This is a genomic window from Streptomyces sp. NPDC104761, from assembly GCF_055583445.1.
In genome coordinates, this window is sequence record NZ_JBVJNZ010000007.1 from 127,100 (window position 1) to 151,200 (window position 24,101).

22 protein-coding genes are annotated in these 24,101 nt (G+C 72.1%); 9 read left to right on the forward strand and 13 right to left on the reverse strand.

The window, feature by feature from the left end; genetic code table 11:
* Genes ACZ63F_RS20465 through ACZ63F_RS20490 form a run of 6 tightly spaced genes read left to right on the forward strand, consistent with a single transcriptional unit; the run spans position 1 to position 6,523 of the window.
* Positions 1–963 (forward strand): DnaJ C-terminal domain-containing protein, encoded by a 963-nt coding sequence (locus ACZ63F_RS20465; RefSeq protein WP_469712697.1) that lies wholly within the window; start codon positions 1–3, stop codon positions 961–963.
* Positions 960–1,367: a chaperone modulator CbpM gene (locus tag ACZ63F_RS20470; protein WP_469712699.1), complete on the forward strand. Its 408-nt coding sequence runs from the start codon at positions 960–962 to the stop codon at positions 1,365–1,367. Before ACZ63F_RS20465 ends, ACZ63F_RS20470 begins: the two co-directional genes overlap by 4 nt.
* Positions 1,358–3,997: an ATP-dependent chaperone ClpB gene (clpB, locus tag ACZ63F_RS20475; RefSeq protein ID WP_469712701.1), complete on the forward strand. Its 2,640-nt coding sequence runs from the start codon at positions 1,358–1,360 to the stop codon at positions 3,995–3,997. The genes ACZ63F_RS20470 and clpB overlap by 10 nt, the downstream gene beginning before the upstream one ends.
* Positions 3,994–4,440 carry a thioredoxin gene (gene trxA, locus ACZ63F_RS20480; protein ID WP_469712702.1) on the forward strand — a complete coding sequence of 149 codons (447 nt, stop codon included), beginning with the start codon at positions 3,994–3,996 and terminating at the stop codon, positions 4,438–4,440. The genes clpB and trxA overlap by 4 nt, the downstream gene beginning before the upstream one ends.
* Before the next feature lie 5 nt (positions 4,441–4,445).
* Positions 4,446–4,709: a UBP-type zinc finger domain-containing protein gene (locus tag ACZ63F_RS20485; protein ID WP_355150821.1), complete on the forward strand. Its 264-nt coding sequence runs from the start codon at positions 4,446–4,448 to the stop codon at positions 4,707–4,709.
* Positions 4,709–6,523, forward strand: a complete 1,815-nt coding sequence (locus tag ACZ63F_RS20490; protein ID WP_469712704.1) for an FAD-dependent oxidoreductase — start codon at positions 4,709–4,711, stop codon at positions 6,521–6,523. The genes ACZ63F_RS20485 and ACZ63F_RS20490 overlap by 1 nt, the downstream gene beginning before the upstream one ends.
* A 126-nt stretch (positions 6,524–6,649) precedes the next feature.
* Here ACZ63F_RS20490 and ACZ63F_RS20495 read toward each other — a convergent pair whose 3' ends face one another.
* From ACZ63F_RS20495 to ACZ63F_RS20550, 12 genes are all read right to left on the reverse strand, one after another.
* Positions 6,650–8,293, reverse strand: coding sequence for a hypothetical protein (locus ACZ63F_RS20495; protein WP_469713074.1), 1,644 nt, complete (start codon positions 8,291–8,293; stop codon positions 6,650–6,652).
* Positions 8,294–8,766: 473 nt separating this feature from the next.
* Positions 8,767–9,705 (reverse strand): lysylphosphatidylglycerol synthase transmembrane domain-containing protein, encoded by a 939-nt coding sequence (locus tag ACZ63F_RS20500; RefSeq protein WP_469712705.1) that lies wholly within the window; start codon positions 9,703–9,705, stop codon positions 8,767–8,769.
* A gap of 5 nt (positions 9,706–9,710) precedes the next feature.
* Positions 9,711–11,198 carry a hypothetical protein gene (locus ACZ63F_RS20505; protein WP_469712706.1) on the reverse strand — a complete coding sequence of 496 codons (1,488 nt, stop codon included), beginning with the start codon at positions 11,196–11,198 and terminating at the stop codon, positions 9,711–9,713.
* Positions 11,199–11,340: 142 nt separating this feature from the next.
* Positions 11,341–12,009, reverse strand: coding sequence for a response regulator (locus tag ACZ63F_RS20510; RefSeq protein ID WP_469712707.1), 669 nt, complete (start codon positions 12,007–12,009; stop codon positions 11,341–11,343).
* On the reverse strand, positions 12,006–13,271 hold the full coding sequence (locus ACZ63F_RS20515; protein WP_469713075.1) for a sensor histidine kinase: 1,266 nt from the start codon (positions 13,269–13,271) through the stop codon (positions 12,006–12,008). The genes ACZ63F_RS20510 and ACZ63F_RS20515 overlap by 4 nt, the downstream gene beginning before the upstream one ends.
* A 64-nt stretch (positions 13,272–13,335) precedes the next feature.
* Positions 13,336–14,175: an ABC transporter permease gene (locus ACZ63F_RS20520; protein ID WP_469712708.1), complete on the reverse strand. Its 840-nt coding sequence runs from the start codon at positions 14,173–14,175 to the stop codon at positions 13,336–13,338.
* A complete protein-coding gene (locus ACZ63F_RS20525; protein WP_469712709.1) occupies positions 14,172–15,116 on the reverse strand; it encodes an ABC transporter ATP-binding protein in 945 nt (314 codons plus the stop codon). The genes ACZ63F_RS20520 and ACZ63F_RS20525 overlap by 4 nt, the downstream gene beginning before the upstream one ends.
* Positions 15,117–15,270: 154 nt before the next feature.
* Positions 15,271–16,128, reverse strand: coding sequence for a COG4705 family protein (locus ACZ63F_RS20530; protein WP_469712710.1), 858 nt, complete (start codon positions 16,126–16,128; stop codon positions 15,271–15,273).
* A 231-nt stretch (positions 16,129–16,359) separates the two neighbouring features.
* The gene (locus ACZ63F_RS20535; protein ID WP_469712712.1) at positions 16,360–17,634 is read right to left on the reverse strand and encodes a COG4705 family protein; all 1,275 of its coding nucleotides are present in this window, start codon (positions 17,632–17,634) and stop codon (positions 16,360–16,362) included.
* A 38-nt stretch (positions 17,635–17,672) separates the two neighbouring features.
* Positions 17,673–18,941 carry a sensor histidine kinase gene (locus tag ACZ63F_RS20540; RefSeq protein ID WP_469712713.1) on the reverse strand — a complete coding sequence of 423 codons (1,269 nt, stop codon included), beginning with the start codon at positions 18,939–18,941 and terminating at the stop codon, positions 17,673–17,675.
* Positions 18,932–19,585: a response regulator transcription factor gene (locus ACZ63F_RS20545; RefSeq protein WP_469712715.1), complete on the reverse strand. Its 654-nt coding sequence runs from the start codon at positions 19,583–19,585 to the stop codon at positions 18,932–18,934. Before ACZ63F_RS20545 ends, ACZ63F_RS20540 begins: the two co-directional genes overlap by 10 nt.
* Positions 19,586–19,617: 32 nt before the next feature.
* Positions 19,618–20,307: a DedA family protein gene (locus ACZ63F_RS20550; protein WP_469712716.1), complete on the reverse strand. Its 690-nt coding sequence runs from the start codon at positions 20,305–20,307 to the stop codon at positions 19,618–19,620.
* Between the two features lie 441 nt (positions 20,308–20,748).
* Between ACZ63F_RS20550 and ACZ63F_RS20555 the strand changes: the two genes are divergently transcribed.
* From ACZ63F_RS20555 to ACZ63F_RS20565, 3 genes are read left to right on the forward strand one after another with little or no spacing between them, the layout of a single operon-like run.
* A complete protein-coding gene (locus tag ACZ63F_RS20555; RefSeq protein ID WP_469712718.1) occupies positions 20,749–21,534 on the forward strand; it encodes a COG4705 family protein in 786 nt (261 codons plus the stop codon).
* Between the two features lie 53 nt (positions 21,535–21,587).
* Positions 21,588–22,016 carry a BlaI/MecI/CopY family transcriptional regulator gene (locus ACZ63F_RS20560; protein ID WP_469712719.1) on the forward strand — a complete coding sequence of 143 codons (429 nt, stop codon included), beginning with the start codon at positions 21,588–21,590 and terminating at the stop codon, positions 22,014–22,016.
* 4 nt (positions 22,017–22,020) lie between these two features.
* Positions 22,021–23,049, forward strand: a complete 1,029-nt coding sequence (locus ACZ63F_RS20565; protein ID WP_469712721.1) for a M56 family metallopeptidase — start codon at positions 22,021–22,023, stop codon at positions 23,047–23,049.
* A gap of 93 nt (positions 23,050–23,142) precedes the next feature.
* Here the strand turns inward: ACZ63F_RS20565 and ACZ63F_RS20570 are convergent, their stop codons facing one another.
* Positions 23,143–23,820 (reverse strand): phosphatase PAP2 family protein, encoded by a 678-nt coding sequence (locus ACZ63F_RS20570; RefSeq protein ID WP_469712722.1) that lies wholly within the window; start codon positions 23,818–23,820, stop codon positions 23,143–23,145.
* Positions 23,821–24,101 lie beyond the last annotated feature (281 nt).

A 24,101-nucleotide genomic window follows, 5' to 3' on the forward strand; every position in this document is an offset into this window, starting at 1 on the left:
ATGGCACGGGACTTCTACGAGGTACTGGGCGTGTCGCGGACCGCGAGCCAGGACGAGATCCAGCAGGCGTACCGCAAACTCGCCCGTAAGTACCACCCGGACGTCAACAACGACCCCGAGGCGGAGGAACGCTTCAAGGACCTCAACGAGGCGTACAGCGTCCTGTCCGATCCCAAGACCCGGGCCCGCTACGACCGCTTCGGCGAGGACTTCCGCAAGATCCCCGAGGACTTCGACGAGCGGGTCGCGGCCGGGGCGGGCGGCGGCTTCCGCGGCCGGACCGCGGGCGGTGGCGGTCCTCGCGTCCGGTACGCCACCGGCTTCGGCGACGGATTCGGGGACGGCTTCGGCGCGGAGGGCATCGACATCGAGGACCTGCTCGGCTCCATGTTCGGAGGCGGCGCCGCCCGGGGCGGCGTCCCCGGAGCGGACCAGGAGGCCGAACTGCCGCTCACCGTCGAGGAGGCGTACCGGGGCGGCCGTCGCACCGTCACCCTCGCCGGCCCCACCGGGCAGCCGCGGCGGTACGAGGTCGACGTGCCGCCGGGCGTCACCGACGGGCAGCGCATCCGGCTGGCGGGCGAGGGCGGCCGGGGCAGTGGTGACGCCGCCGCGGGCGACCTGTACCTGCGGGTGCGTATCCAGCCCCACCCCCGGTTCCGGCTGGACGGCCGTGACGTGCACGTCCAGGTCCCGGTCGCCCCGTGGGAGGCGGCCCTGGGCGCGACCGTGCCGGTGCCCACGCCCGGCGGCGGCACGGCCAAGGTCACGGTGCCCGCGGGCTCCTCCAGCGGCCGGCGGCTGCGGCTGCGCGGCGAGGGCATGCCCAACCCGCGGGGCCCGAACGGCGACCTGTACGCCGAGCTCCGCGTGATGGTGCCTCCCGTCCTCAGCGACCGGGAGCGCGAACTGTTCGAGGAACTGGCCGCCACTTCCTCGTTCGACCCCAGGAGGACGCGATGAACGACCGACCCGCGGGAGCGGGAGGCATCGGCCGGACCGGCGTGGGCGCCCGCCCGGTACGAACGGGCGCCGACATCAGCACCGCGACGGCTGTCCGGTACGCGCTCGTACCCGTCCCCAGGCTCTCCCTGGCCGCCGTGGCCCTTCGCTCGGGCCTCCACCCCGATCTGATCCGCCGGTTCGTCGCCCTCGGCCTGGTCGACGCCGAACGCGACTCGGCGGGACGACTGGTGTTCGACCCCACGGCCCCGGCGGTTCTCGCCCGTATCCAGCGGCTGCGCACCGGACTCTGCCTCAACTACGCATCCATCGGCCTGGTGCTCGACCTGCTCGACCGCATCAGCCTGCTCGAAGCCGCCCTGCGCGGCCGCGGCACGAGGAGTGAAACACCCCCATGGACATGAACCGTCTCACCCAGAAGTCGCAGGAAGCCCTCCAGGAGGCCCAGAGCGCGGCCATCGGCATGGGGCACACCGAGGTCGACGGGGAACACCTGCTGCTCGCGCTCCTCGATCAGGAGGACGGCCTGATCCCACGGCTGCTGCAGCAGGCCGGCACCGAGCCCAAGGAACTGCGCGCGGCCGTGCGCGAGGAACTCTCCCGTCGCCCGAAGGTCACCGGCCCCGGCGCGGCACCCGGCCAGGTCTTCGTCACCCAGCGCCTGTCCCGCCTGCTCGACGCCGCCGAGCGGGAGGCCAAACGCCTCAAGGACGAGTACGTGTCCGTGGAGCACCTCCTGCTCGCCCTGGCCGAGGAGGGCTCGGCGACCGCCGCCGGACGCCTGTTCAAGGAGCACGGCGTGACCCGGGATTCGTTCCTGAACGTCCTCACCCAGGTCCGCGGCAACCAGCGCGTCACCTCCGCCAACCCCGAAGTGGCCTACGAGGCTCTGGAGAAGTACGGCCGCGACCTGGTCCTGGAGGCCCGGTCCGGGCGGCTGGACCCGGTCATCGGCCGTGACGCGGAGATCCGCCGCGTCACCCAGATCCTCAGCCGCAAGACCAAGAACAACCCCGTCCTCATCGGCGATCCCGGCGTCGGCAAGACCGCCATCGTCGAGGGCCTGGCCCAGCGCATCGTCCGCGGTGACGTCCCCGAGGGCCTGCGCGACAAGACGGTGTTCGCTCTCGACATGGGCTCCCTGGTCGCCGGCGCCAAGTACCGCGGCGAGTTCGAGGAACGCCTCAAGGCCGTGCTGGCCGAGGTGAAGGCCGCCCAGGGGCGCATCCTGCTCTTCGTCGACGAACTCCACACCGTCGTCGGTGCGGGCGCCGCCGAAGGGGCCATGGACGCGGGCAACATGCTCAAGCCGATGCTCGCCCGCGGTGAACTCCACATGATCGGCGCCACCACCCTCGACGAGTACCGCAAGCACATCGAGAAGGACGCCGCTCTCGAACGCCGCTTCCAGCAGGTGCTGGTCGACGAGCCGAGCGTGGAGGACACCATCTCCATCCTGCGCGGACTGCGCGAACGCCTGGAGGTCTTCCACGGCGTGAAGATCCAGGACACCGCCCTGGTCTCCGCGGCCACCCTCAGCCACCGCTACATCACCGACCGGTTCCTGCCCGACAAGGCCATCGACCTCGTCGACGAGGCGTGCGCCCGGCTGCGTACCGAGATCGACTCGATGCCGGCCGAACTCGACGAGATCACCCGCCGCGTCACCCGCCTGGAGATCGAGGAGGCGGCCCTGTCCAAGGAGACCGACGCCGCCAGCAAGGCCCGCCTGGAGGAACTGCGCAGGGAACTGGCCGACCTGCGCGGCGAGGCCGACGCCAAACGCGCCCAGTGGGAGGCCGAGAGGCAGGCCATCCGCCGCGTGCAGGAACTGCGCCAGGAACTGGAGCAGGTCCGCCTCGAGGCGGAGGAGGCCGAACGCGCCTACGACCTCAACCGCGCCGCCGAACTGCGCTACGGCCGCCTCCAGGACCTGGAGCGCCGGCTGGCGGCCGAGGAGGAGCAACTGGCCGCCAAACAGGGGCAGAACCGGCTGCTGCGCGAGGTCGTCACCGAGGAGGAGATCGCCGAGATCGTCGCCGCCTGGACCGGCATCCCGGTCGCCCGTCTCCAGGAGGGCGAACGCGAGAAGCTGCTGCGCCTCGACGAGATCCTGCGCGAGCGCGTCATCGGCCAGGACGAGGCCGTCAAGCTCGTCGCCGACGCCATCATCCGCGCCCGCTCGGGCATCCGCGACCCGCGCCGCCCCATCGGCTCGTTCATCTTCCTCGGGCCCACCGGCGTCGGGAAGACCGAGCTGGCCAAGACCCTCGCGGCGGCCCTGTTCGACTCCGAGGAGAACATGGTCCGCCTCGACATGAGCGAGTACCAGGAGCGGCACACCGTCAGCCGGCTCATGGGCGCACCGCCCGGATACGTCGGCTACGAGGAAGGCGGCCAGCTCACCGAGGCCGTACGCCGCAAGCCGTACTCGGTCGTGCTGTTCGACGAGATCGAGAAGGCGCACACCGATGTCTTCAACACCCTGCTGCAGGTCCTCGACGACGGCCGCATCACCGACTCCCAGGGCCGCACCGTCGACTTCCGCAACACCGTGATCATCATGACGTCGAACATCGGCTCCGAGCACCTCCTCGACGGCGCCACCGCCGAGGGCGAGATCAAGCCGGACGCCCGCGCTCTGGTGATGGGCGAGCTGCGCGGGCACTTCCGCCCGGAGTTCCTCAACCGCGTCGACGACATCGTGCTGTTCAAGCCGCTCGGCGAGCGGCAGATCGAGCGGATCGTGGAGCTGCAGTTCGACGAACTGCGCCGCCGCCTCGCCGAACGCCGCGTCACCGTCGAACTCACCGATGCCGCACGCGAGGTGATCGCCCACGAGGGCTACGACCCGGTGTACGGGGCCCGGCCGCTGCGCCGCTACATCTCCCACGAGGTCGAGACGATGATCGGCCGTGCCCTGCTGCGCGGTGACGTCCAGGACGGCGCGACGGTCCGCGTCGACGCCGAACACGGAGAACTGGTCGTCACCTACGACCAGCCCGAGGACGTGAAGGGAGCGCGGGCGGCATGAGCACGATGCAGGCGACGACCGTCAGATGTCCGCACTGCGGGCGCACCAACCGGGTGCCCGTGGCCGCGGAGGGCCGCCCCAAGTGCGGCCACTGCAAGCAGCCCCTGCCGTGGATGGTGGACGCGGGCGACGACGACTTCGCCGAGGTCGCCGAGCGGGCCGGCATCCCCGTCGTGGTCGACCTGTGGGCCACCTGGTGCGGCCCCTGCCGCATGGTCAGCCCCGCACTGGAGAAGGTCGCCACCGATCTCGCCGGCCGCATCAAACTCGTCAAGGTCGACATCGACAAAAACCCGCGACTGGCGCAGCGCTTCGAGGTGCAGGCCGTACCGACCCTGCTGATCCTCGACCGGGGCGAGACGGTCGCCCGGCAGGCGGGGGCGGCGCCCGCCCCCGCTCTGCGCCAGTGGGTGGAACAGTCGCTCACCGCCCGGAAAGGGTGATCCGGATGACCCTGCACGCAGACCCCCACCTCGCGCTCGTCCGGCCGGTCCAGCCGCTGACCCCAGAAGGGTGTCAGGAGTGTCTGATGCTCGGCTCCCCGTGGGTCCACCTGAGGCTCTGCCTGACCTGCGGACACGTCGGCTGCTGCGACTCCTCGCCGAACAAGCACGCGCGTAAGCACGCCGCTGCTGTCGCCCACCCGATCGTGCAGTCGTTCCAGCCCGGCGAGGACTGGCGCTGGTGCTACGTCCACGAGGCGTTCGTCTGATGTCCGGCGAGCGGTCGCTGCCGGGCGAAGAGCCGGTGCCGGAGACGGCGGACGAGGCCACCTTCTGGGAGACCCCGGACATCTACGGCGCGTATCCGCGCCTCACGGAGGACCAGATAGCACGGCTGGCGGAGCACGGGCAACGCCGGAGCATGGCTGCGAACGACGTGCTGATCCGGGAGGGGGAACGCTGCGAGACGTTCTTCGTCGTCCTCAGCGGTACCGTCGTTGTCGTCGAGGACTACGGCACTCCCGAGGAGCACGTGCTGCGCGTGCACGGCCCCGGTCGCTTCATCGGCGAACTCGGCCTGCTGTACGGACAGGTGGCCTTCTACACCGCTGTCGCCAGGGAGCCCGGCGAGGTCCTCGTCGTCTCCCTGGACCAGTTGCGCCGCCTGGTGGCCCGGGACTCCGGCATCGGGGACGTCGTGCTGCGCGCCTGTCTGGGCCGGCGCGCGCTGCTCGTCGGACAGGGCGCCGGCTTCCGCATCGTCGGCTCGCGCTACTCGCCCGACACCAGACGGCTGCGCGAGTTCGCCGTCCGCAACCGGCTGCCGCACCGGTGGATCGACCTGGAGACCGACGAGGAGGCCGAGGAGCTGCTGCGCCGCTTCGGCGTCGGCCCGGCGGAGACACCGCTCGTCATCTGGCGGGACACCACCCTGTTGCGCAACCCCAGCAACGCGGAACTGGCCCGGCTCATCGGCCTGCCGTCACTGCCCGCCGGAGACCGTCACGGTGACGTCCTCATCGTGGGCTCCGGACCCGCGGGCCTCGCCGCCGCGGTGTACGCCGCCTCCGAGGGCCTGAGCACCACGGTAGTGGAGGCGATGGCCACCGGCGGCCAGGCCGGCACGTCGTCCCGCATCGAGAACCTGCTCGGCTTCCCGTCCGGCATTTCCGGCGCCGAACTCACCGAACGCGCCGTGCTCCAGGCGGACAAGTTCGGCGCCAGGATCAGCCTTCCGCTGGAGGCGACCGGCCTCCATGCCAAGGACGAGGACCACTACGTGGTGGCGTTCGCCGACGGCAGCGAGATCGCCGCCCGCGCCGTCGTCCTGGCCATGGGCGCCCGCTACCGCCGGCTCCAGGTGCCCGGCATCGAACGCCTGGAGGGAACGAGCGTGCACTACTCGGCGACCGTCTACGAGGCCCAGCAGTGCAGCAACGACCCGGTGGCCGTCGTCGGCGGCGGCAACTCGGCGGGCCAGGCGGTGCTGTTCCTCGCCGGGTACGCGCCCAAGGTGCACCTGCTGGTCCGAGGAGCCAGCCTTGAGGCCAACATGTCCCGCTACCTGATCGACCAGGTCGAGCGCCATCCGCGGGTGGAGGTCATGCTGCACACCGAGGTCACCGAGGTCATCGGCGAGCAAGTGCTGGAGGAGCTCGACGTGGTCGACAACCGCACGGGCGGCCACCGCCGGCTCGCGGTACGGAGCCTGTTCGTCTTCACCGGCGCCGAGCCCCACACCGAGTGGCTCGCCGGCACCGTCGCCCTGGACGCCCGCGGCTTCGTCCTCACCGGGCCGGAGGCCCAGGAAGCCTGCGCCTCCCCCGAGGTGTGGCACGGCCGCGGGCGCTCGTGCATGACCCTGGAGGCCAGCCTCCCCGGGGTCTTCGCGGTGGGGGACGTCCGCAGCGGCTCGGTGAAGCGGGTGGCCTCCGCGGCCGGTGAGGGCGCCATGGCCATCCACTTCGTGCACCGGCACCTGGGGCACTCGGCCGCACCCGGCACCACGGGCACGTCGGCCGTCTCGGGCCACTCGGACGTCTCCCCGCGCATACGTCACAAGGAGTCCGCGTGGCTCGCATGACGAAGGTGCGGGCACCAGAGGTCGCCGGAGACCCGCGAGTCGAGGAGCGCCTGCTGCCACTCGTTCACCGTCGGTCGCCGCGGTCGGCCGGAGTCCCGAACCCACCGGCGGCGCCGTTCTCGGCGGTCAACGCGCCCTCGGCTTCCGGCTGACGGGAATGTGGGCGGAAGTGATCGTCATCGGCGTGCCGGTGACGGCGATGAGGGAGCTGCCCGGCCCGTGGCCACGGGGCATCGCGAGGAAGCCGCCCTCTGGCTTCACGCGGTAGTCCGCGGAGGCGTGCGGGGCCAGTACGGCCGGTCCCGAGGCGATCGTCCACCAGTCGGAGGCGCCCTGGCCGGTGCGGCTCGCGAAGTGCGGCCGGAGTGCCGTGCCCGTGGTGTTGACGGCCCGGACGTCGATGGCGGTGACCCCGATGCGTGCGCCGTGTTCCGCGAAGTGCGGCGCGAGGCTCATGCGCAGCGGCGGCGGGCTCGCGGCGGCGATCGCGACGCAGGCGAGGGCGGGGGCGAGCAGGCCGGCCGCGACAACGGCCTTGGCGCGGCGGCGGGATAGGCGGGGCAGGCGGGGCTGCCAGGCGGTGGCGAACGCGGCGGCCGGGACGGTGGCGGCGGCCGCCAGCCACAGCGGGGTCATCATCAGGAAGTAGCCGTCCTGGGAGCGGGTGGCGAGGTAGAACGCGAGCCACGGCAGGACGGTGAGCGCCGGACCCAGCCGTCGGACGAACAGGAGGGTGGCCGCGAGGAGGCCGAGCAGGAGCAGTTGGCTGCCGTAGGAGTAGTAGTCGAGGCGGCTGCTGCCGTCGGTGAAGTAGTAGGAGATGCCCATCACGCCCTGGCCGTGCAGGATCGCCTTCTGCTCCAGTGGCAGCAGGATTCCGTTCAGCCAGGCCGGGAAGTCCTGGACGGCGAAGTACGCGTTGGCCGCGGACCAGGTGAGGGCGGCGGTGGCCGTGTAGCGGGCGGTGACCGCGAGGGCGCGCCGGGGGCCGAGTTCGCCGCGCCGGACGGCGTAGAGGCCGATCAGGAGGAACGGGGCGAGGAACCAGGCGAGTTGCTGGGCGGCGCAGGCGGCGCCCAGGCAGGCCGCCCGCAGGACGCCCCCTGGTCCGAGGACACCGCGCTCGCCCGTGCCGGGCCAGCGGACCACGACGGGGACGAGCAGGGCGAGGGCCGTGACCGCCGGGTAGCCGGCGTAGGCGTAGTGGGGCAGAAGGCCGAAGCCGAGGCAGACGGCCGTGCCGGCGGAGCGCCAGGGCGCCGGCAGCAGGAACCACAGCAGGACCGAGGAGGCCAGCAGCGCGGCGGTGGGAACCAGGGTCGCGGCTGCCGTCGAGTGGAGGACGGCGTCCACCGGGGCGGCCAGCAGGGCGGTCAGCGGGGGGTAGCCGTAGGTGTAGTCGGCGCCGCCGGACATGGTCTTGGTGACAGCGACGCCGTGTGTGCCGAACAACCAGGGCCACGGTTGGCCGTAGACCGGACGGCCGTGCAGGATCTGGTCCGCTGCCTGGGAGGTCAGCGCGGCCTCGTCCGCGCCCGCGTGGTCGAGCAGGTAGCCGCAGATGACCAGTGCGACGGCGGTGAGCAGTACCGCCGCGTCGACCCTGACCAGGGCCCGTCGGCTCGGTACGAGGAGCGCGAGGACGGCGCAGACGAGGATGGAGGCGTAGCAGACGGAGATGACGGCGGCGACCGGCGGACGCGAGTCCATCGCGGTCGTCCAGGCGGCGCGTGTGCCGATGAAGAGGCTGATCGCGGCCAGCAGGGTCATCCCCCGGTGCCACTGCTGGGGTCCGGCGTCCGGGACGCCGAGGGCCGGGGCCCGGGTGGAGGGGGGTGCCGCCAGGTGCGTCGTGGCACGAGGACGGATCTCGACGCCCGTTCCGCCCCGATGGGTGTCAGCCAAGATCTGCCTCCTCTGCCTCGTCCCCGCCGGGCGGCGACCGCAGGTGTGGGGCCGGCCGGTTCCGCCGGGCCGGAGGCTCGTCCGACCGCCCCGGCACGGAGTTCGCGCTCCCGTCGTTCAGGGCAGGGACGCATGGGCGTCCCGTTTCGATCCTCTCCAGTTCACCTGGCGTCTACAAGGACGTAGTCGGTAAGCGGTTCGCGTGAAACCTCCCACCGGGAAGGCACCCGTCTCTTACCGCCGTGCCCTGCGCGATCCCGAAGTTCCGCCGGGGGCCGGGGAGTTCGGCCGGGCAGGGGGCGGGCGGAGTACCCCGGGACGGCGAACACCGCGCCGGCTCACAGGGCCGAGCGGCGGGCCAGGAGCGCCAGGACCAGCAGTCCGGGGGCCATCGGCAGCCAGCCGGTCAGCAGGCGGTAGCCGAGGACCGTCGTCACCGCCGCCGTTCCCGGCGCGCCGGCCGCCGTGAGCGCGAGGGCGAGCGCGGCGTCCAGAGACCCCAGCCCGCCCGGCGTCGGCAGCAGCGCTGCCGCGCCACTGGCGACCAGGTAGGCCATGACCACGCGGTTCACAGGGAGGCCGAGGCCGATCGCATGGATCACGGCGAGGACCACACTGGCATGCAGCAGGGCGAACGCGACCGACCCGCCCCACAGCGCGCAGGCCCGCGCTCGGCACTGGTGCACGTCCCGCACGTCGGCGAAGGCGCGGGCCACCAGTCGTCTGAGGCGGCCGCTGACCGCGGCCGCCAGGACGACGGCTCCGGCCGCCACCGGCAGCAGGACCAGGACGTGCGGGACCCGCACGGAGAGAGGGACCGTGCCGGGCGAGGCGATCAGCAGAGCCACGCCCATCGCACACCGCACCAGTCCGCCGACGGCCGCCTTCACCGCCAGTGCGGTCGCCGAGCGCCGGGTGGACAGCCCGCACCGCGTCAGGAACCGCAGGTTCACCACCGTCGCCCCGGCCCCCGCCGGGAGCAGGTGGTTGGCGGCGCCGGCCGCGAACTGCGCCGCCACCAGCCGCCCCCTGGGCAGCCGTTCGACCACGGCCCCCTGCTGTGCCACGGCCGCGCACACCCAGGTGCCCATGGCGGCGAGGCAGGCGAGCACCAGCCACTCCCGGTCGGCGGCGGCCAGCCGGTCGGTGCCGCTGTCCAGCGTGGCCCGGTGCGCGGCGAGCACCCAGCCGGCGGCGGCGAGCACGATCAGGGTGACGCCCAGCTGGACGTACGGGCGCCTGCCCACAGGGATCGGCGGGCTCTCGGTGGCGGTCACCACGCTCACCTTCCCGTCCCTGCACCGGGTGCCACGTACGCCCGGAGCCCGCCGGCCTGTTCCGCGGGCCAGGTGCGCGCGTACGCGGGCGGGCGGCCCCCGGGTGGTGCGAGGACGGCGAAGGACGTGCGGTGAGCGGCGCGCCTCAGTTCGGCCACGGTGGTGCTGGCGTCGTGCCCCGTCGTCTGGGCGGAGCCGCAGCCGGCGGAGAAGGCGATCGGCACGGCGTCGTACCCGCTGAGCAGACAGGGCTGCCGTACACCGAGCGCATGGAGGGCGGCGGCGGTGCGGGACCAGTCGGCGCGGGAGGCCGCGGAGCTGTCCACCGTGTGCTCCAGGACGACGTACTGCACGGCCAGGTGACCCGCCACACCGATCGCCACCAGGCCGAAGGCGACGGTGCGCGCCGTCCGGCCCGCCGGGGCGGTGACCAGGTGGGCGAGGCCGTGGGCGACGGGCAGGGCGAGCAGGGCGTAGGCGGGCAGCAGGAAGCGGGGGGCCGCGTAGCCGATGAGGAACAGGTAGGGGACGGCAGCGGTGACCGCGCAGGCCAGTGGAAGCAGCACGGGCAGCGCGCGCCGGACGCGAACGGCGGCCACCGCTCCCAGGACGGCGAGGAGCGGCAGCACGAACCACCACAACGTCACCACAGGGCTGGGGGCCGCTCCGGTGCAGGGCCGGCACAGAGTACGTCCGCCGAGACTGCGCAGCTGGTCGACGACCGCGAGGTGCCAGCCGAGTCCGCCCTGGATGGCGGAGGCGGCGGACAGGCGCTGAGCGAGGCCGCCGTAGCTCGTGTACGCCTCGATCACCCACTCGCCGGCACCGGCCGCCAGGCCCATGCCGAGCACGACGAGCAGACGCGGCCGACGCACGCAGAGAGCGAGCAGGGGCAGCACGACGTAGACCGCGTCCATCGGGCGCATCCACGCCATCAGCGCCGCGCCCGCGAACACCCCCCACCAGGCCGCCCGGTCCCGGGCGTTCGCGCGGGCCCGCAGGAAGCAGCCGACGCAGGCCAGGGCGCCGATGGCGACCCAGTAGTTGGGCATGGCCTCGGGACCGTAGAACAGCGTCACCCACAGCGAGGCGAACAGGGCGCCGGCGAGGGCCAGGACGCCGCGACCGACATGGCCTCGCCAGACGCGCAGGGCGAGGTAGAGGGCGAGGCCGGACAGGACGGCCAGGTAGATCCGGAGCAGGACGGTGGAGTCGGACCACGACGCGATCGGCGCCACGAGGAGTGAGATGCCGCGGGAGCGGGGCGCGCTGAAGTAGGCGGCGGGAACGTGACCGCTGACCTGGCTGACGTAGACGGACTCGTCCCAGCCGAGACCGAGATCCGGCCGTACGAGGACGAGCTGGGCGAGCGTGAAGGCGGCTGCCACGGCCCCGAGCCGGGGCTCGCCCCGAGGGCGCCGGGTCCGGACGGCCCGTGCGGGGAGGCCGATGCGGGGCACGCCGGTCGTCGTGGCGGTCGGGCCCTCGGTCATCGTGTGCCTCTCGTCGTCGCACTCCGTCGAACCGGCCGCGGGGCCGGATCCTCCTACAGCTCGTAGGAGGACATCCCACCCTACGGCTCACAGGGTGAGAGGCGGGTGAGAAGACGGCCGTTCCGTTCGGCGCCCGTTCCCTTCAGCCGGCGCCGGGGCGGGCGATTCCCTGGTCGTAGGCGAAGATCACGGCCTGGACGCGGTCCCGGGCGCCGATCTTGGCCAGGACGCGGCCCACGTGCGTCTTCACCGTGGACTCGGCCACCACGAAGCGGGCGGCGATCTCGCCGTTGGTCCAGCCCTTGCCGATGGCGACGAGGATCTCCCGCTCGCGTTCGGTGAGGGAGGCCAGGCGCGGGTCCTCGCCGGGGTCGCCCCGGCCGGCCGGCACGTGCCGGGCGTACTCGTCCAGGATGCGGCGGGTGAGGGCCGGCGCGATCACCGCGTCGCCTCCGGCGACCGCGCGGATCCCGGCGAGGAGCTCGTCGGGGCGCGCGTCCTTGAGGAGGAAACCGCTGGCCCCGGCCCGCAGGGCGGCATGCACGTACTCGTCGACGTCGAAGGTGGTCAGCACGAGGACCCGGGACCGCCCCCCGGCCCCGGCGATCCGGCGGGTCGCCTCGATGCCGTCCATGCCGGGCATCCGTACGTCCATCAGCACCACGTCGGGACGGAGTTCGGCGGTCCTGCGGACGGCCTCGGCGCCGTTCGCGGCCTCGCCGACCACCTCCGTCTCGGGCATGGAGTCGAGCAGCACCCGAAAGCCGTAGCGCTGCAGCTGCTGGTCGTCGACGACGAGCACCGTGGTCACCGGGTGCCTCCCTGCGGGGCCAGGTCGAGGACGGCCTGCACGGCCCAGCCCCCGTCGGCCGCGGGTCCGGCGCTCACGGTCCCTCCGTACAGCGCCGCTCGTTCGCGCATGCCCACCAGTCCGTGTCCTTCCTCGTTCCATGGTCCGGCGGGTCCGGCCGGGCCGTTGTCCCGGATCCGGATGACCAGCCGTTCGTCCTCGACGACGACCGTCAGGTTCACCTGGGTGCCGGCGCCGGCGTGCTTCAGGGTGTTGGTCAGGGCTTCCTGGACGATGCGGTAGACCGTCAGCTGCATCCCGCGGTCCAGGGCGTCCACCTCGCCGACGGTGCGGTAGACGATCTCCAGTCCGGCGGTGCGTACGCCGTCGCACAGCGTCTCGATGTCCGCGAGCCCGGGCTGGGGGCTGAGTTCGGGTGCCTGCCGGGCGCCGTCCGACGCCTCGCGCAGGACGCCGAGCACCCTGCGCAGCTCGCCGAGGGCGGTGCGGCCGGTGTCGCCGATGAGCTGGAGGGCCTCCTTGCCGCGTTCGGGAGCGGTGTCGCAGGCGTACGCGCCGGCGTCGGCGAGGGTGATGATGACGGACAGGTTGTGCCCGACGATGTCGTGCATCTCACGGGCGACCCGGGCGCGTTCCGTGGCGGTCGCGAGTCTGATGCGCTGGTCGCGTTCCGTCTCCAGCCGCGCCGCCCGCTCCCGCAGCCCCGCGAGCCGGGCCCGCCGGGTCCGCACCATCAGGCCGACGGCCAGGGCCGCGGTCGCCGTGCTCAGCAGGAAGAACAGGGCGTCCCAGACGGACACGGCCGGCGAGACCCGCACCGCGACCAGCACCATCCCCGCGGCCATGACCGCGCAGGCCCACGGCAGCCGGCGCAGCTGCCCGTGCAGGGCCAGGCTGTACAGGGCGACGAACAGGGCGACGTCCGCGCGCAGCACGGCATCCAGCGACCACTGCAGGACGAAGACCGCGGCGATGGCGCCGAAGGCCGCCAGGGGCCGGCGCCGCCGCCACAGCAACGGCAGCACCAGCCCGGCCTGCAGGGCCAGCACGGCCGCCAGGGGAAGCTGGGTGAAGACGAACCGGAACCTGTGCCGGTCGTCCCCGTCCCCGTCCCCCGCGCCGCCGTGGTGCAGCAGGTCCGGCAGACAGAACATGAGCAGGACCAGCACCACCACCGCGGTGTCCAGCACCCACGGGCGGGCCCGGTCCGCCTGGCGGAGCCGCTGGCCGGCCCGGGCGAACCGGGCGACCAGCGGGCCCATCGCGCCGACGTCGTCAGTGATCGTGCTGGTGGTCAAGGTTGTCACCTGCCCATGGTGCAGGCGGTCAGACGTCGCAGCGCACCAGCCGGTACGCCGCCCCCGCCAGCGCGAGCACCGTCCAGCCGAGGAAGACCAGCAGTCCGGCACCCGGCGACAGGGTCGTGGAGTCGTGCGTGAGGGCGAACATCGACTCGCCCGCGTTGGACGGCAGGTAGGGGCTGATGTTGTCCTGCCAGGAGCTCGGCAGCAGCGAGATCAGGCCCGGGACCAGCATCAGGGAGGCGACCAGGACCGAGATGCCGCCGGCCACCGACCGCAGCAGGGCGCCCAGGGCGGTGCCGATGACGCCGACCAGGCCGAGGTAGAGCCCGGCGCCCAGCAGGCTCCGTACGACACCGGCGTGCGAGAGGCTCATGGCCGCGGGCGTGCCGGACACGATCTGGCTGCCGAACAGGAAGGCGACGAACGCGCCCAGTGTGGCCACCACCAGCGCGACCAGCCCGAACACGGCCGCCTTGGACCACAGCACGGGCAGCCGGCGCGGTACGGCCGTGAGCGTGGAGCGGATCATCCCGGTGGAGTACTCCCCCGCCGTGACCAGCACGCCGAGCACGCCGAGGGCGAGCTGGGCGAAGTTGGTGCCGAAGAGGGACAGGCTCAGGGCCGTCGCGGTGGCGAAGTCGCGGTCCTGGTGGGGGGAGCCGACGCCGGACCTGTAGTGGTTCGCGGCGATCAGGCCGAAGGCGACGAGGAAGAGCAGACCGAGGCCCAGGGTGATCCAGGTCGAGCGCAGCGACCACAGCTTGGCCCACTCCGAGGCCAGTACGCGCCGTCCGGTCACCCGGTACGCGGGACGGGCGGGGGCGGCCGGGGACGCGTCGACGGGCGCGGTGAGGGTGCTCATGCCGCACTCCCCTCGGCCACGCGGTTCTCGATGCCGGTCGAGCCGTGGTACTCCACGGCATCCCTGGTCAGGTTCATGAACGCCTCCTCCAACGACACCGTCCGCGCGGTCAGTTCGAACAGCGCGATCCCGTGCTCGGCCGCCTTCAGGCCGATCTCCCGGGCACTGAGCCCGGTCACCTGAAGCTCCTCGGAGCCGGCCCGGCCGGTGATGTCGACACCGGGACCCGCCAGTGCCTCCCGCAGCCGTGCCGGCTCCTGGGTGGCCACCTGCACCGTGTCGCCGCCCGCCTCCCGGACGAGGTCCGCCACGGTGGTGTCGGCCAGCAGCCGCCCGCGCCCCACGATGATCAGATGGTCCGCGACCAGGGCCATCTCGCTCATCAGGTGCGACGACACGAACACGGTCCGGCCCTCGCCCGCGAGGGCCTTGAGCAGGTTGCGGATCCACAGGACGCCCTCGGGGTCGAGCCCGTTGACCGGCTCGTCCAGCATCACCGTCTGCGGATCGCCCAGCAGCGCCGCGGCGATGCCGAGCCGCTGCCCCATGCCGAGGGAGAACGCGCCGGCCCGCTTCTTCGCCACGCTGCCGAGGCCGGCCAGTTCGATCACCTCGTCGACCCGGCGGCGCGGAATGCCGTGGGTCAGCGCGAGCGCCAGCAGGTGGTTGTAGGCCGAGCGGCCGGGATGGATCGACTTCGCCTCCAGGAGGGCACCGACCTCCTGGAGCGGTGCCTGGTGGCCGGCGTAGTGCTGCCCGTTGACCGTCACCGACCCGCTGGTGGGCGCGTCGAGCCCGACGATCATGCGCATGGTCGTGGACTTCCCCGCGCCGTTGGGCCCCAGGAAGCCGGTCACCGTACCCGGCCGCACGGCGAAGTCCAGCCCGTCGACGGCCGTCTTCTCGCCGTATCTCTTGGTCAGCTGCTGTGCGTCGATCATGCGCGTCTCTTCCTGTGGGAGCCGGCGCCCGTCTGTCGCCCTGACGCCTCACCGACCACGCTAGGAGGCGAAACGCCTCGATTCGGTGGTACCGCGGGCTGATCCACACCCACCGGGTCGTACCGCGGTACTACACGTCTGTGCGCCGTGGGTCTCACACCCGCTCGCCGCGGGTCCTGCCTTCCTGGACGTGCGCGTAGGCCATGAGGCCGAACAGGACGGCAAGCAGGACCGCGGACGAACCGGGGGTACCGAGATCGAGGCCGCCCTTGGCGGCCGGCTTGGTCAGGAAGTCGCCGGCGGTGGCGCCGAGCGGGCGGGTGAGGACGAACGCGATCCAGAACAGCAGGACGTTCGGCACCACGGGCACCCTCATCAGGGCAGCCAGTACGGTGAGCAGCCCGGTCACCAGCAGCGCGCCGCCCGCGTAGCCGAGGCCGGAGCTGTCGGACAGGAAGTCGCCCATGGAGGTGCCGAGGGTGTTGGAGACGAGGATCGCCGACCAGAACAGGGCCTCGCCGCGGAAGGTGACGATGTCGCGGATCTGGAACGTCATCCCGCTCAGCCGCCAGACGGCGAAGACGGCCAGCAGGATGGAGACGAGGATCGCCGCGCCGGCCGGGTAGCCGAGTCCGAGGCCCTGCGGTCCCCAGCCGAGCGAGGTGGCGCCGGCGGACAGGTACCTGGTGCTGGCGTCGCGGTTCATGAAGTCGGACATCGTGGTGCCGGCCATGCTGGTCGACAGGATGACCGTCCAGTAGAAGAACGGGTTGTAGCGGCGGGACCTGAGCTGGACGACGAGGGTCACCACGAAGATCAGGAACAGCGCGATCGTGGTGAGGAAGTAGCCCAGTTTCAGGGTCTGGGAGAAGAGATCGCCGGCCGTCTCGCCCAGGGTCGTCGCCGCGATCTTCATGATCCAGAAGGCGAGGGTGACCTCGGGCAGTTTCTTCATCACCGATGTCGTCGTGCTCGCGACGTCGAGATCAGTGAGGTGGTTCGGCTGCTGCAAGGTGGGGGGCTCCTTGTGTGAAGGGGCGACCGCGGTGGGGCGACCGCGGTCAACGACCTTGGCAGCAACGACCTGAACACCTTCTGAACGCCTGCTCCTGCCCTGTTCAGGCGGCGTGGCGCACGGTTTCCCGCGGCAGCGTGACGTCAGGCACCCGGGCCCGCCCCGCCGTCGCGGGCCGGTGGCGAGAGGTGGTCGCCGACGGCCGCGCCGAGGGGGCGGGTGGGGACGTCAGCGCATGTCCGTGAGGAGGGTGCGCAGTTCGGCCTCCTGGTGGGCCGACGACATCGGCGGGTTGGAGTGGTCGATGCCGAAGGTCTTCAGGACCTGGTCCATCTGGGCGTCGAGGAACGTCCATCCGGTGTTGTCCAGCGGCTGCAGCGAAGCCTGGTCGGCGTCCCACAGGTCCCGCAGCGACTGGGCGGCCGTGTGGGCCCCGGTGGCGTTCCCGGACTGTGCGTCCCTGAGCGAGGTCGACGCGAGCGTCCGCAGCGCGTCGACCTTCGTGGCCGGGAACTTCTTCACGGCCTGGCCGGGGGCGAGGTGCACGGTGGAGGTGGCGTCCTCCTCCGGGGCCGGTCCGACGTGCGGCTGGCTGTGCGCCCAGATCAGCAGGCCCACGGTGGCGACGGCGAGGAGGCCGAAGCCCGCCAGCGCGGTGCGCTCCCTTTGCGGGTTGGCGGTGGTCTGCGGGGTGTGCGTGGCGTCGTAGGTCTCGATCACGTCGGAGCGTGTCACCGTCAGGTAGACGACCGTCGCCAGGATCAGGCCGAGGAAGATCACGCTGGTGGTGAAGGTGCCCAGTGCCAGGCCGGTCGGCTCGCCCGGCTGGGCGACCTTCGGGGAGGCGAGCCAGTCACCGATGTTGGCGCCCAGCGGGCGGGTCAGGATGTAGGCGAGCCAGAAGGACAGCACCGGGTTCGCGCCGAACTTCCACAGCAGCATGATCGCCGCGATGAGGCCGAGCGGCAGCAGGACCGAGACGCCCGGGCTCCAGCCGGTGAGTTCGAGGGTCCAGTCGCCGGTCGCGGTGCCGAGCGCGAAGGTGACCAGAACGGTGAGCCAGTAGAACGACTCGCGCGGCAGCGTGTTGACCGAGTGGATCGAGAGGGTGCGCTCGCGCAGCCACCACGCGCCGAAGACCACGGCGAGCAGGACCGAGAACACCGTGGTGCTGATCCACAGCGGCACGTTGAGCTGGTCGGTCAGGATGTCGGTGTACAGCGTGCCCGTGACACTGACGACGACCACGGTCAGCCAGTACGGGAACGGGACGTACCGCTTCAGCCGCAGCTGGACGCCCAGGACCACGACGAACACCGCGGTGAAGATCCAGGCCGTGTTCACCAGGCCGACGCCCAGCTTCATGTTGATCCAGTCGGCGAAGCTCTCACCGACGGTCGTGCACAGGATCTTGATCACCCAGAACCAGATGGTGACCTCGGGAACCTTGTTCAGCATCAGCCGCCCGCTGTGGCGTGTGCGGACTTCGCTTGTCGTTGTCATGCAATGAGGTTGGTGTGACCAACCTGCACACAACCTGACTACGCGATCGCCTCTGCCGTGGGGAAGGTCACCTCGACGCGACCGTGGCCGGCCGCGATCGCGCGGACCGCCACTCCCGCGGACACGGCGAGGCGCTTCACCACCGCCAGCCCCAACCCGTTCCCGTCGCCGCTGGTCACGCCCGCTTCGAAGACCCGGTCGACCTCCTCGGGGTCGAACCCAGGGCCGTCGTCGAGGACATCGATCACGACCCCCTCGGGCTGGACGCGCGCCGTGACCCAGACGCGCGAACTCGCATGCCGCAGGCCGTTCTCCAGCAGGGGTGACAGCACGGCCACGACGAGCTCCGCCGCCACGGCGACGTCGACGTCGGCCGGGACGGCGAGTTCGATGGAGCGACCGGCGATCGCCTGCCGCGCCGCCGCCCTGAGATCGCAGCGGGTACCGCCGTCGATCCGGGTCCGGGCGGCACCGAGGATCGTGGTGATCGCCGTGTTCAGGCGGTCGACCTCGGTCAGAACGGCCTCCGGTGCCACCTGTTGACCGGAGAGCTGCGCCAGCTGTGCCTCGCCCCGCAGGGCCGTCAGGGGCGTCCGCAACTCGTGGGCGATCTCGTCGGTGAGCCGGCGCTCGTCCGCGAGCGCGTTGTCCACGCGGTCGAGCAGGCGGTCGAGAGTTCGCCCGAGCTCCCCGAATTCGTCCCGGGGCACGCCGAGGTCGAATCGGCGCCCGGGTTCGTGATCGCCCCACTCGTCGGCGAGAGCGGCCATTTCGTGGACCACCCGCAGCGCACGCCCCACCACGAGGCGCGCGACGACGCCGGCGAGCACGATCGAGATGCCGCCCAGAATCAGCGACATCGTCAGGCTGCGCTGCTCCGACGTCTCGTACGGTGTCAGATCCACCTTCACGACCACCATGACCTGGTGGCCCTGCAGCCGGATCGGCTGGGCGTACAGAAGGTCACTGCCGACCGTGGTGGTCTGGGACTGTCCGGAGCCGACGAGCGCGTCGACGCGTCCCAGGACGCTGCCCGGCACGATTCCGTCGATGAGGTGCCCGTCGGCGTACACCCACGAGACCGTGTCCAGCGCTTCGTTGCCGCCCTCGATCAGCACGACGTGGCCGCCGCGTACGGCCACGTTCGCCGCGACCGCCTCCGCACGGGTGTGGGCCAGGGCGTTCGCGTCCGCGTCGGTCACCTGGCTCAGCAGCACGTGCGAGACCACCACCAGCACCGCGACCACCGCCGTCGCGATCAGAACCGCGAGAGCGACGACCCTCCCGCGAAAGCCCGTCACTCCCATCGGTAGCCCACCCCACGGACGGTCGCCAGACGGTCGGCCACGCCCAGCGCGCCGAGTTTCGTCCGTAGCCGGCGAACGTAGGAGTCCAGGGTGTTGTCGCTGACCTGCGCGCCGTGCGGCCAGCCCGCGGCGACGAGGGCGTGGCGGCGTACCGCGTCGCCCTGCGAGGCGATGAGCCTGCCCAGCAACCGGAACTCGGTCGGCGTCAGGCTCTCGCTCGTCGAACCGTGGGTCACGACATGTTTCGCCGGATCGAGAACGACGCCCCTCGGTAGGGTCGTCGCGGTTGTCCTGCGGAGCAGGGCACGGACCCTCACCAGCAGCTCCGGGATGTCGAACGGTTTGGTCAGGTAGTCGTCGGCTCCCGCCTCGAAGCCGCCCACCTTGTGATGCACGCCGTCCAGAGCGGTGAGCATCAGCACCGGGGCGTCGACGCCACGGGCCCGCAGCGCCAGGCAGACGTCGCGGCCGTCGGCGTCCGGGAGTCCCAGATCCAGGACGACCAGGTGAGGGACCGGTTCGAGCTGCCGCAGCAGGCTGTCCGCGGTGGACGCGACCGCGACCGTATGGCCGTCGTGCTCGAGTGCCCGCTTGAGGACGCCACGGACCGCCGCGTCATCCTCACAGACCGCAATGAAAGCCACAGGCTGACCCCAGGTACTCCGGCAACGGTTCTCTACTTTTCCTGGCCGGCGCCCTGGCGGTGCGCGACATCCGCCCGCGCCGCCCGGCGCCCGCGGTACACCTCGGCGACGAGGGGGACCAGGGACACGACGACGATCAGCGCCACCAACGGGAGCAGGTAGCGGTCGACGTTGGGGATCGACGAACCGAGCGCGTACCCCGCGAGGGTGAGGCCGACGCTCCACACGAGCCCGCCGACGACCTGCCACAGGGTGAACGTCCGTACCGGCACCTCCAGCGCGCCCGCCACCGGATTGAGGACGGTGCGCACCACGGGCACGAAACGGGCCAGCACGACGGCCTTGGCGTACCCGTAGCGCTCCAGGAGCTCCTCGGCGCGCTTCGCTCCTTCGTGCAGTCGCGGGGAGCGGCTGCGAGCCAGCAGCGCTCCGCCGGCCTTCCGCCCGAGCAGGTATCCGCACTGGGCCCCGGCCAGCGCGCCTGCCGCCGCCGCCACGAGCAGGGGGCCGAGAGACAGGTGCAGGCTTCCCTGCGCCGACCCCGTGCACAGCAGGCCGGCGGTGAACAGCAGGGAGTCGCCCGGCAGGAAGAACCCGACCAGCAGTCCTGTCTCGGCGAACATCACCACCGCGACGCCCAGCACGCCGAAGGCCGCCAGCAGGGAGTGGGCGTCGAGCACGTTCACAGCCAACTGGGACGCCGCCGGAATCGGTGCCGTCATGGAGCAGGGTCCTTTCGGTGGATGAGTGCAGACGGATACTGGCCGGCCCAAGCCTTGTGGACCTCTTCCGGAACCCTGGGCGCCCGCCGGGAGCATCCGCTCCCGCACGTCACCCCGGCGCTGCCGACGACAGAGGGTCGGCACCGGCCGGAAGGCTGCCCGGCTCCTGCGATGCGCCCACCATACGCCCTGCCTCTACGTGATGTAGTAGGCACTCGGGAGCCGTACGGAGTCTCACATGTCGCCGGGGCGCCGGGCGGGACGAGAGAGGCCAACAGGCGGTCATATCATCCCCACGGGGGCTGTGACCAGGGGCTTCGGCGAAGCGTTCAGGTTGTGGTCAGGTTGAACGCGCGGTAGTGAAATTCATGCACCAGAAGTACCCAAGCGACGGTAAAGGGGCCGGGGGCAGCGGGAGAAGGCCATGTCATCGTGCGCACCATGACCACAGACCGTCTCCTCGACGACCGCCCCCTCACCTCCGTGCGCGCCATGGCGAACAAGGTGCCGGAAGTGACCGCCTACTTCTGGATCATCAAGGTTCTCACCACCGGAATGGGCGAGACCGCGTCGGACCTGCTGGCCAAGGTCCTCGGCCCGGTGCCGGCGGTTGGCCTCGGAGGTCTCGCCCTGGCGGCCTCCCTGGCCGTGCAGTTCGCCGTGCGCCGTTACGTCGCCTGGGTCTACTGGACGGCCGTCGTCATGGTCAGCGTCTTCGGCACGATGGCCGCCGACGTGCTGCACGTCGGTCTCGGCGTGCCCTACATCGTGTCCACCCCGCTCTTCCTCGTCACGCTGGCCGCGGTCTTCGCCCTCTGGTACGCCGTCGAGCGCACCCTGTCCATCCACAGCATCACCACGCGCAGCCGGGAGCTCTTCTACTGGGCCGCCGTCCTGGCCACCTTCGCCCTCGGCACCGCCGCCGGCGACCTCACCGCGACCGCCGGACTCGGCTACCTCGGCTCGGCCGTCCTCTTCGCCGTGGCGATCTGCGTGCCCGCAGTCGCCCACCGCTTCGGCATCCTGGCCGCCGTGCCCGCCTTCTGGACGGCGTACGTCATCACCCGCCCCCTGGGCGCATCCCTCGCGGACTGGATGGCACTCGGGCACAGCCGTGGCGGCCTCGGGTTCGGACTCGGTCCGGTCACTCTCGCCTGGACGGTCGCCATCGCCTGCTTCGTCGGCTACCTGGCCGTCTCACGCAGGGACACGTCCTACAACAAGTAGGAAACGGACAGGTAGCCTGGACCCGACGACGGCGAGGGAAGGCGGACGGCGAGGTGACGGGCCAGGCAGACGAGGAAGCCCACGAGGGGTCCGGCAGGCGGGCGCGCGGCGAACTGGAGAGCGATGTGCTCGCCGCGCTCTGGGCCGCCGACGGTCCGCGCACTGCACGGGAGGTCCGGGAGCAGCTGCCGGGCGACCTCGCCTACACGACGGTCCTCACCATCCTGTCCCGGTTGCATGACAAGGGCATGCTGGTGCGGCACCGCGAGGGCCGTGGCTATGCCTACGAGCCGGCCCGCGACGAGGCGTCGCACACCGCCCAGCGCATGCACTCCCTGCTGACGGGTGGCTCTGACCGCCAGGCGGTCCTGGCCCGCTTCGTCTCGGAGCTGTCCGAACAGGACGAGCACCTGCTGCAGCAGCTGCTGGCCGGGCACGACGACGTACCCTCCGAGAGCCGGCGTTCGCCCGGGAAGCGGTGAGCCGGTGCTGATCAGCGTCTACATCCCGTTCCTCGTCACGGCCGCGCTCGCCGTGCTCGCGCCGCCTGTGGCGCACCGGCTGCCCCCGCGCCCTGCGGCCCTGGCGCTCGCCTGCGCCGCGCTGGTGACGGCGGCCGGATGGGCGGGGTCCCTCGCCCTGCTGGCCTTCACCGGAGTGGCGCAGATCCCGGAGATCGCCGAGGAGGGCCGCTGGTCCGTGTCCGCGCTGCGCTCCCAGGACCCCGTCTATGCCGTGGTCGCCGCCGTCAGCACCCTGGTGCTCGCGGTGTGTGTCGTCTCCCTCGGCGTGGCCGCCGTCCGGCAGGGCCGCCACCTGCTCCGGGCCCGGCGGGAGTGCGCCGGCCTGCCCGGTCACACGGAGCTTGCCGTACTCGACGACGACGTCCCGCTGGCCTTCGCACTGCCTGGGGCACCGGGCCGGATCGTCGTCTCCCGGGGGATGCTGCGCCGTCTCGATGGCGCCGAGCGCGAGGCACTGCTCGCCCACGAGCGGGCGCATCTGCGCGGACGTCACCACGTCTTCCAGAGCGTGTGGCGGCTCACGGCCGCCCTGAACCCGCTGCTGCGGCCGGTGGCCGTCGCGGGCAACTTCGTCCTGGAGCGCTGGGCCGACGAGGAGGCCGCCGAGCGGGTCGGTGACCGTAGGGTCGTCGCCCACGCCGTGGGCCGCGCCGCTCTGGCATCCGTCGGTGCCTCCCGTCCCGCCGCGCTGGCCGCGACCGGCGGGGTGGTGCCGCAGCGGGTACGGGCCCTGCTGGCACCGCCGCCCGCCCGTCGCAGCCTGCCCTTGCTGGTGGGCGGTGTGCTGCTCGCCGTCTGCTGCGCGAGCCTGGCCAACGCCGCCTCGGACAGCGACCGCATGCTGGACAGCGCGCACTGGGCGCTGTGCAGCGCACAGGCCCCTGCCACCACCGCCGCCGCGCCCACCGGCCACGACGATGCCCCTGGGCACCGGCCGGACGGCTGCTGTGCCGTCCCTGATCGTCCGGATCACGGAGAGCGGCACGTCTGACCTGCCGGGCGCCGGCCCTCTGCTGCCGGCCTCCTGGTCCTGCCCGTTCCGGCCGCCGCAAGGTGTTACGAGGTCACGCCGCCCGGCGGGTGGTCACAGTGGATCCCCGGCCGAAGCGGCCTCCCGGGCCGGCGCTGTGGTGGCGATGAGCTCGGCCGCCAGCAACGGGCGCAGCCGCCCGTGGCTCAGGGAGCCGACCAGCGGGGTGGCCCAGCGGCTCGCGGCCGAGCTGACGAGGAAGGCGACCGGGAGGGCGACCGCGGCGGAGCCGAGGACGTCGTGGGGGTAGTGGGCGCCGACGTAGACCCGGCTGAAGCCCTCCAGTACGGCGAACACGGCGGCGACGGCGCTCAGCCGGCGGTCGAGCAGGAAGAGCGCCGCCACGGTCGCGGCGGCGACGGTGGCGTGCCCGCTGGGGAAGGCGTAGTCCGAAGGTGCCGGGCAGGTGTCGACGAAGTAGGCGTGGGGCATCGACCGGCAGGGCCGCACCTCCGCGACGAGCTTCTTGACCACCTCGGCGGCGGCGAAGGCCGTCAGGACGGCGACCGGCGCGGCCAGCGCGACGGTCATCGCCCGCGGGCCACGGCGCCGTGCGGTCCACCAGCCGGCGACCATGAGGACGGCGAAGACTCCGAGACCGAGGTTGGTCCACACCTCCATGGGCGTGTTGAGCCACTTGGTGTCCCGGGCGAAGTCGGTGACCGAGGTGAACAACGAGCCGTCGATGCCGGATCCGTCGAGGGCCGGTTGCGCGGTGGCGACCGCGGCCATAGCGGGGGTCCTTCCGTCCAAGTGAGGGCGCCGAGTGCTCACGGGATGAGCGAACGGCCATGGGTCCCGGGCTCTGTCACCGGTCGCCTCGCGCTCGCGAGGTGACGCTCGCATGACGTGGCGACGACGCCAGAGTGACCACCCGGCTAATCTACTACAACTTGTAGATGCGAACGGGGCGGGTCCGAGCCGTCGCCCAACACCGGCCCCGCGACGATCATTTCCTAAGCTCTACATCATGTAGTAGCTTCCGTTCTCGGCACCACAGCGGTCGAGTCGTG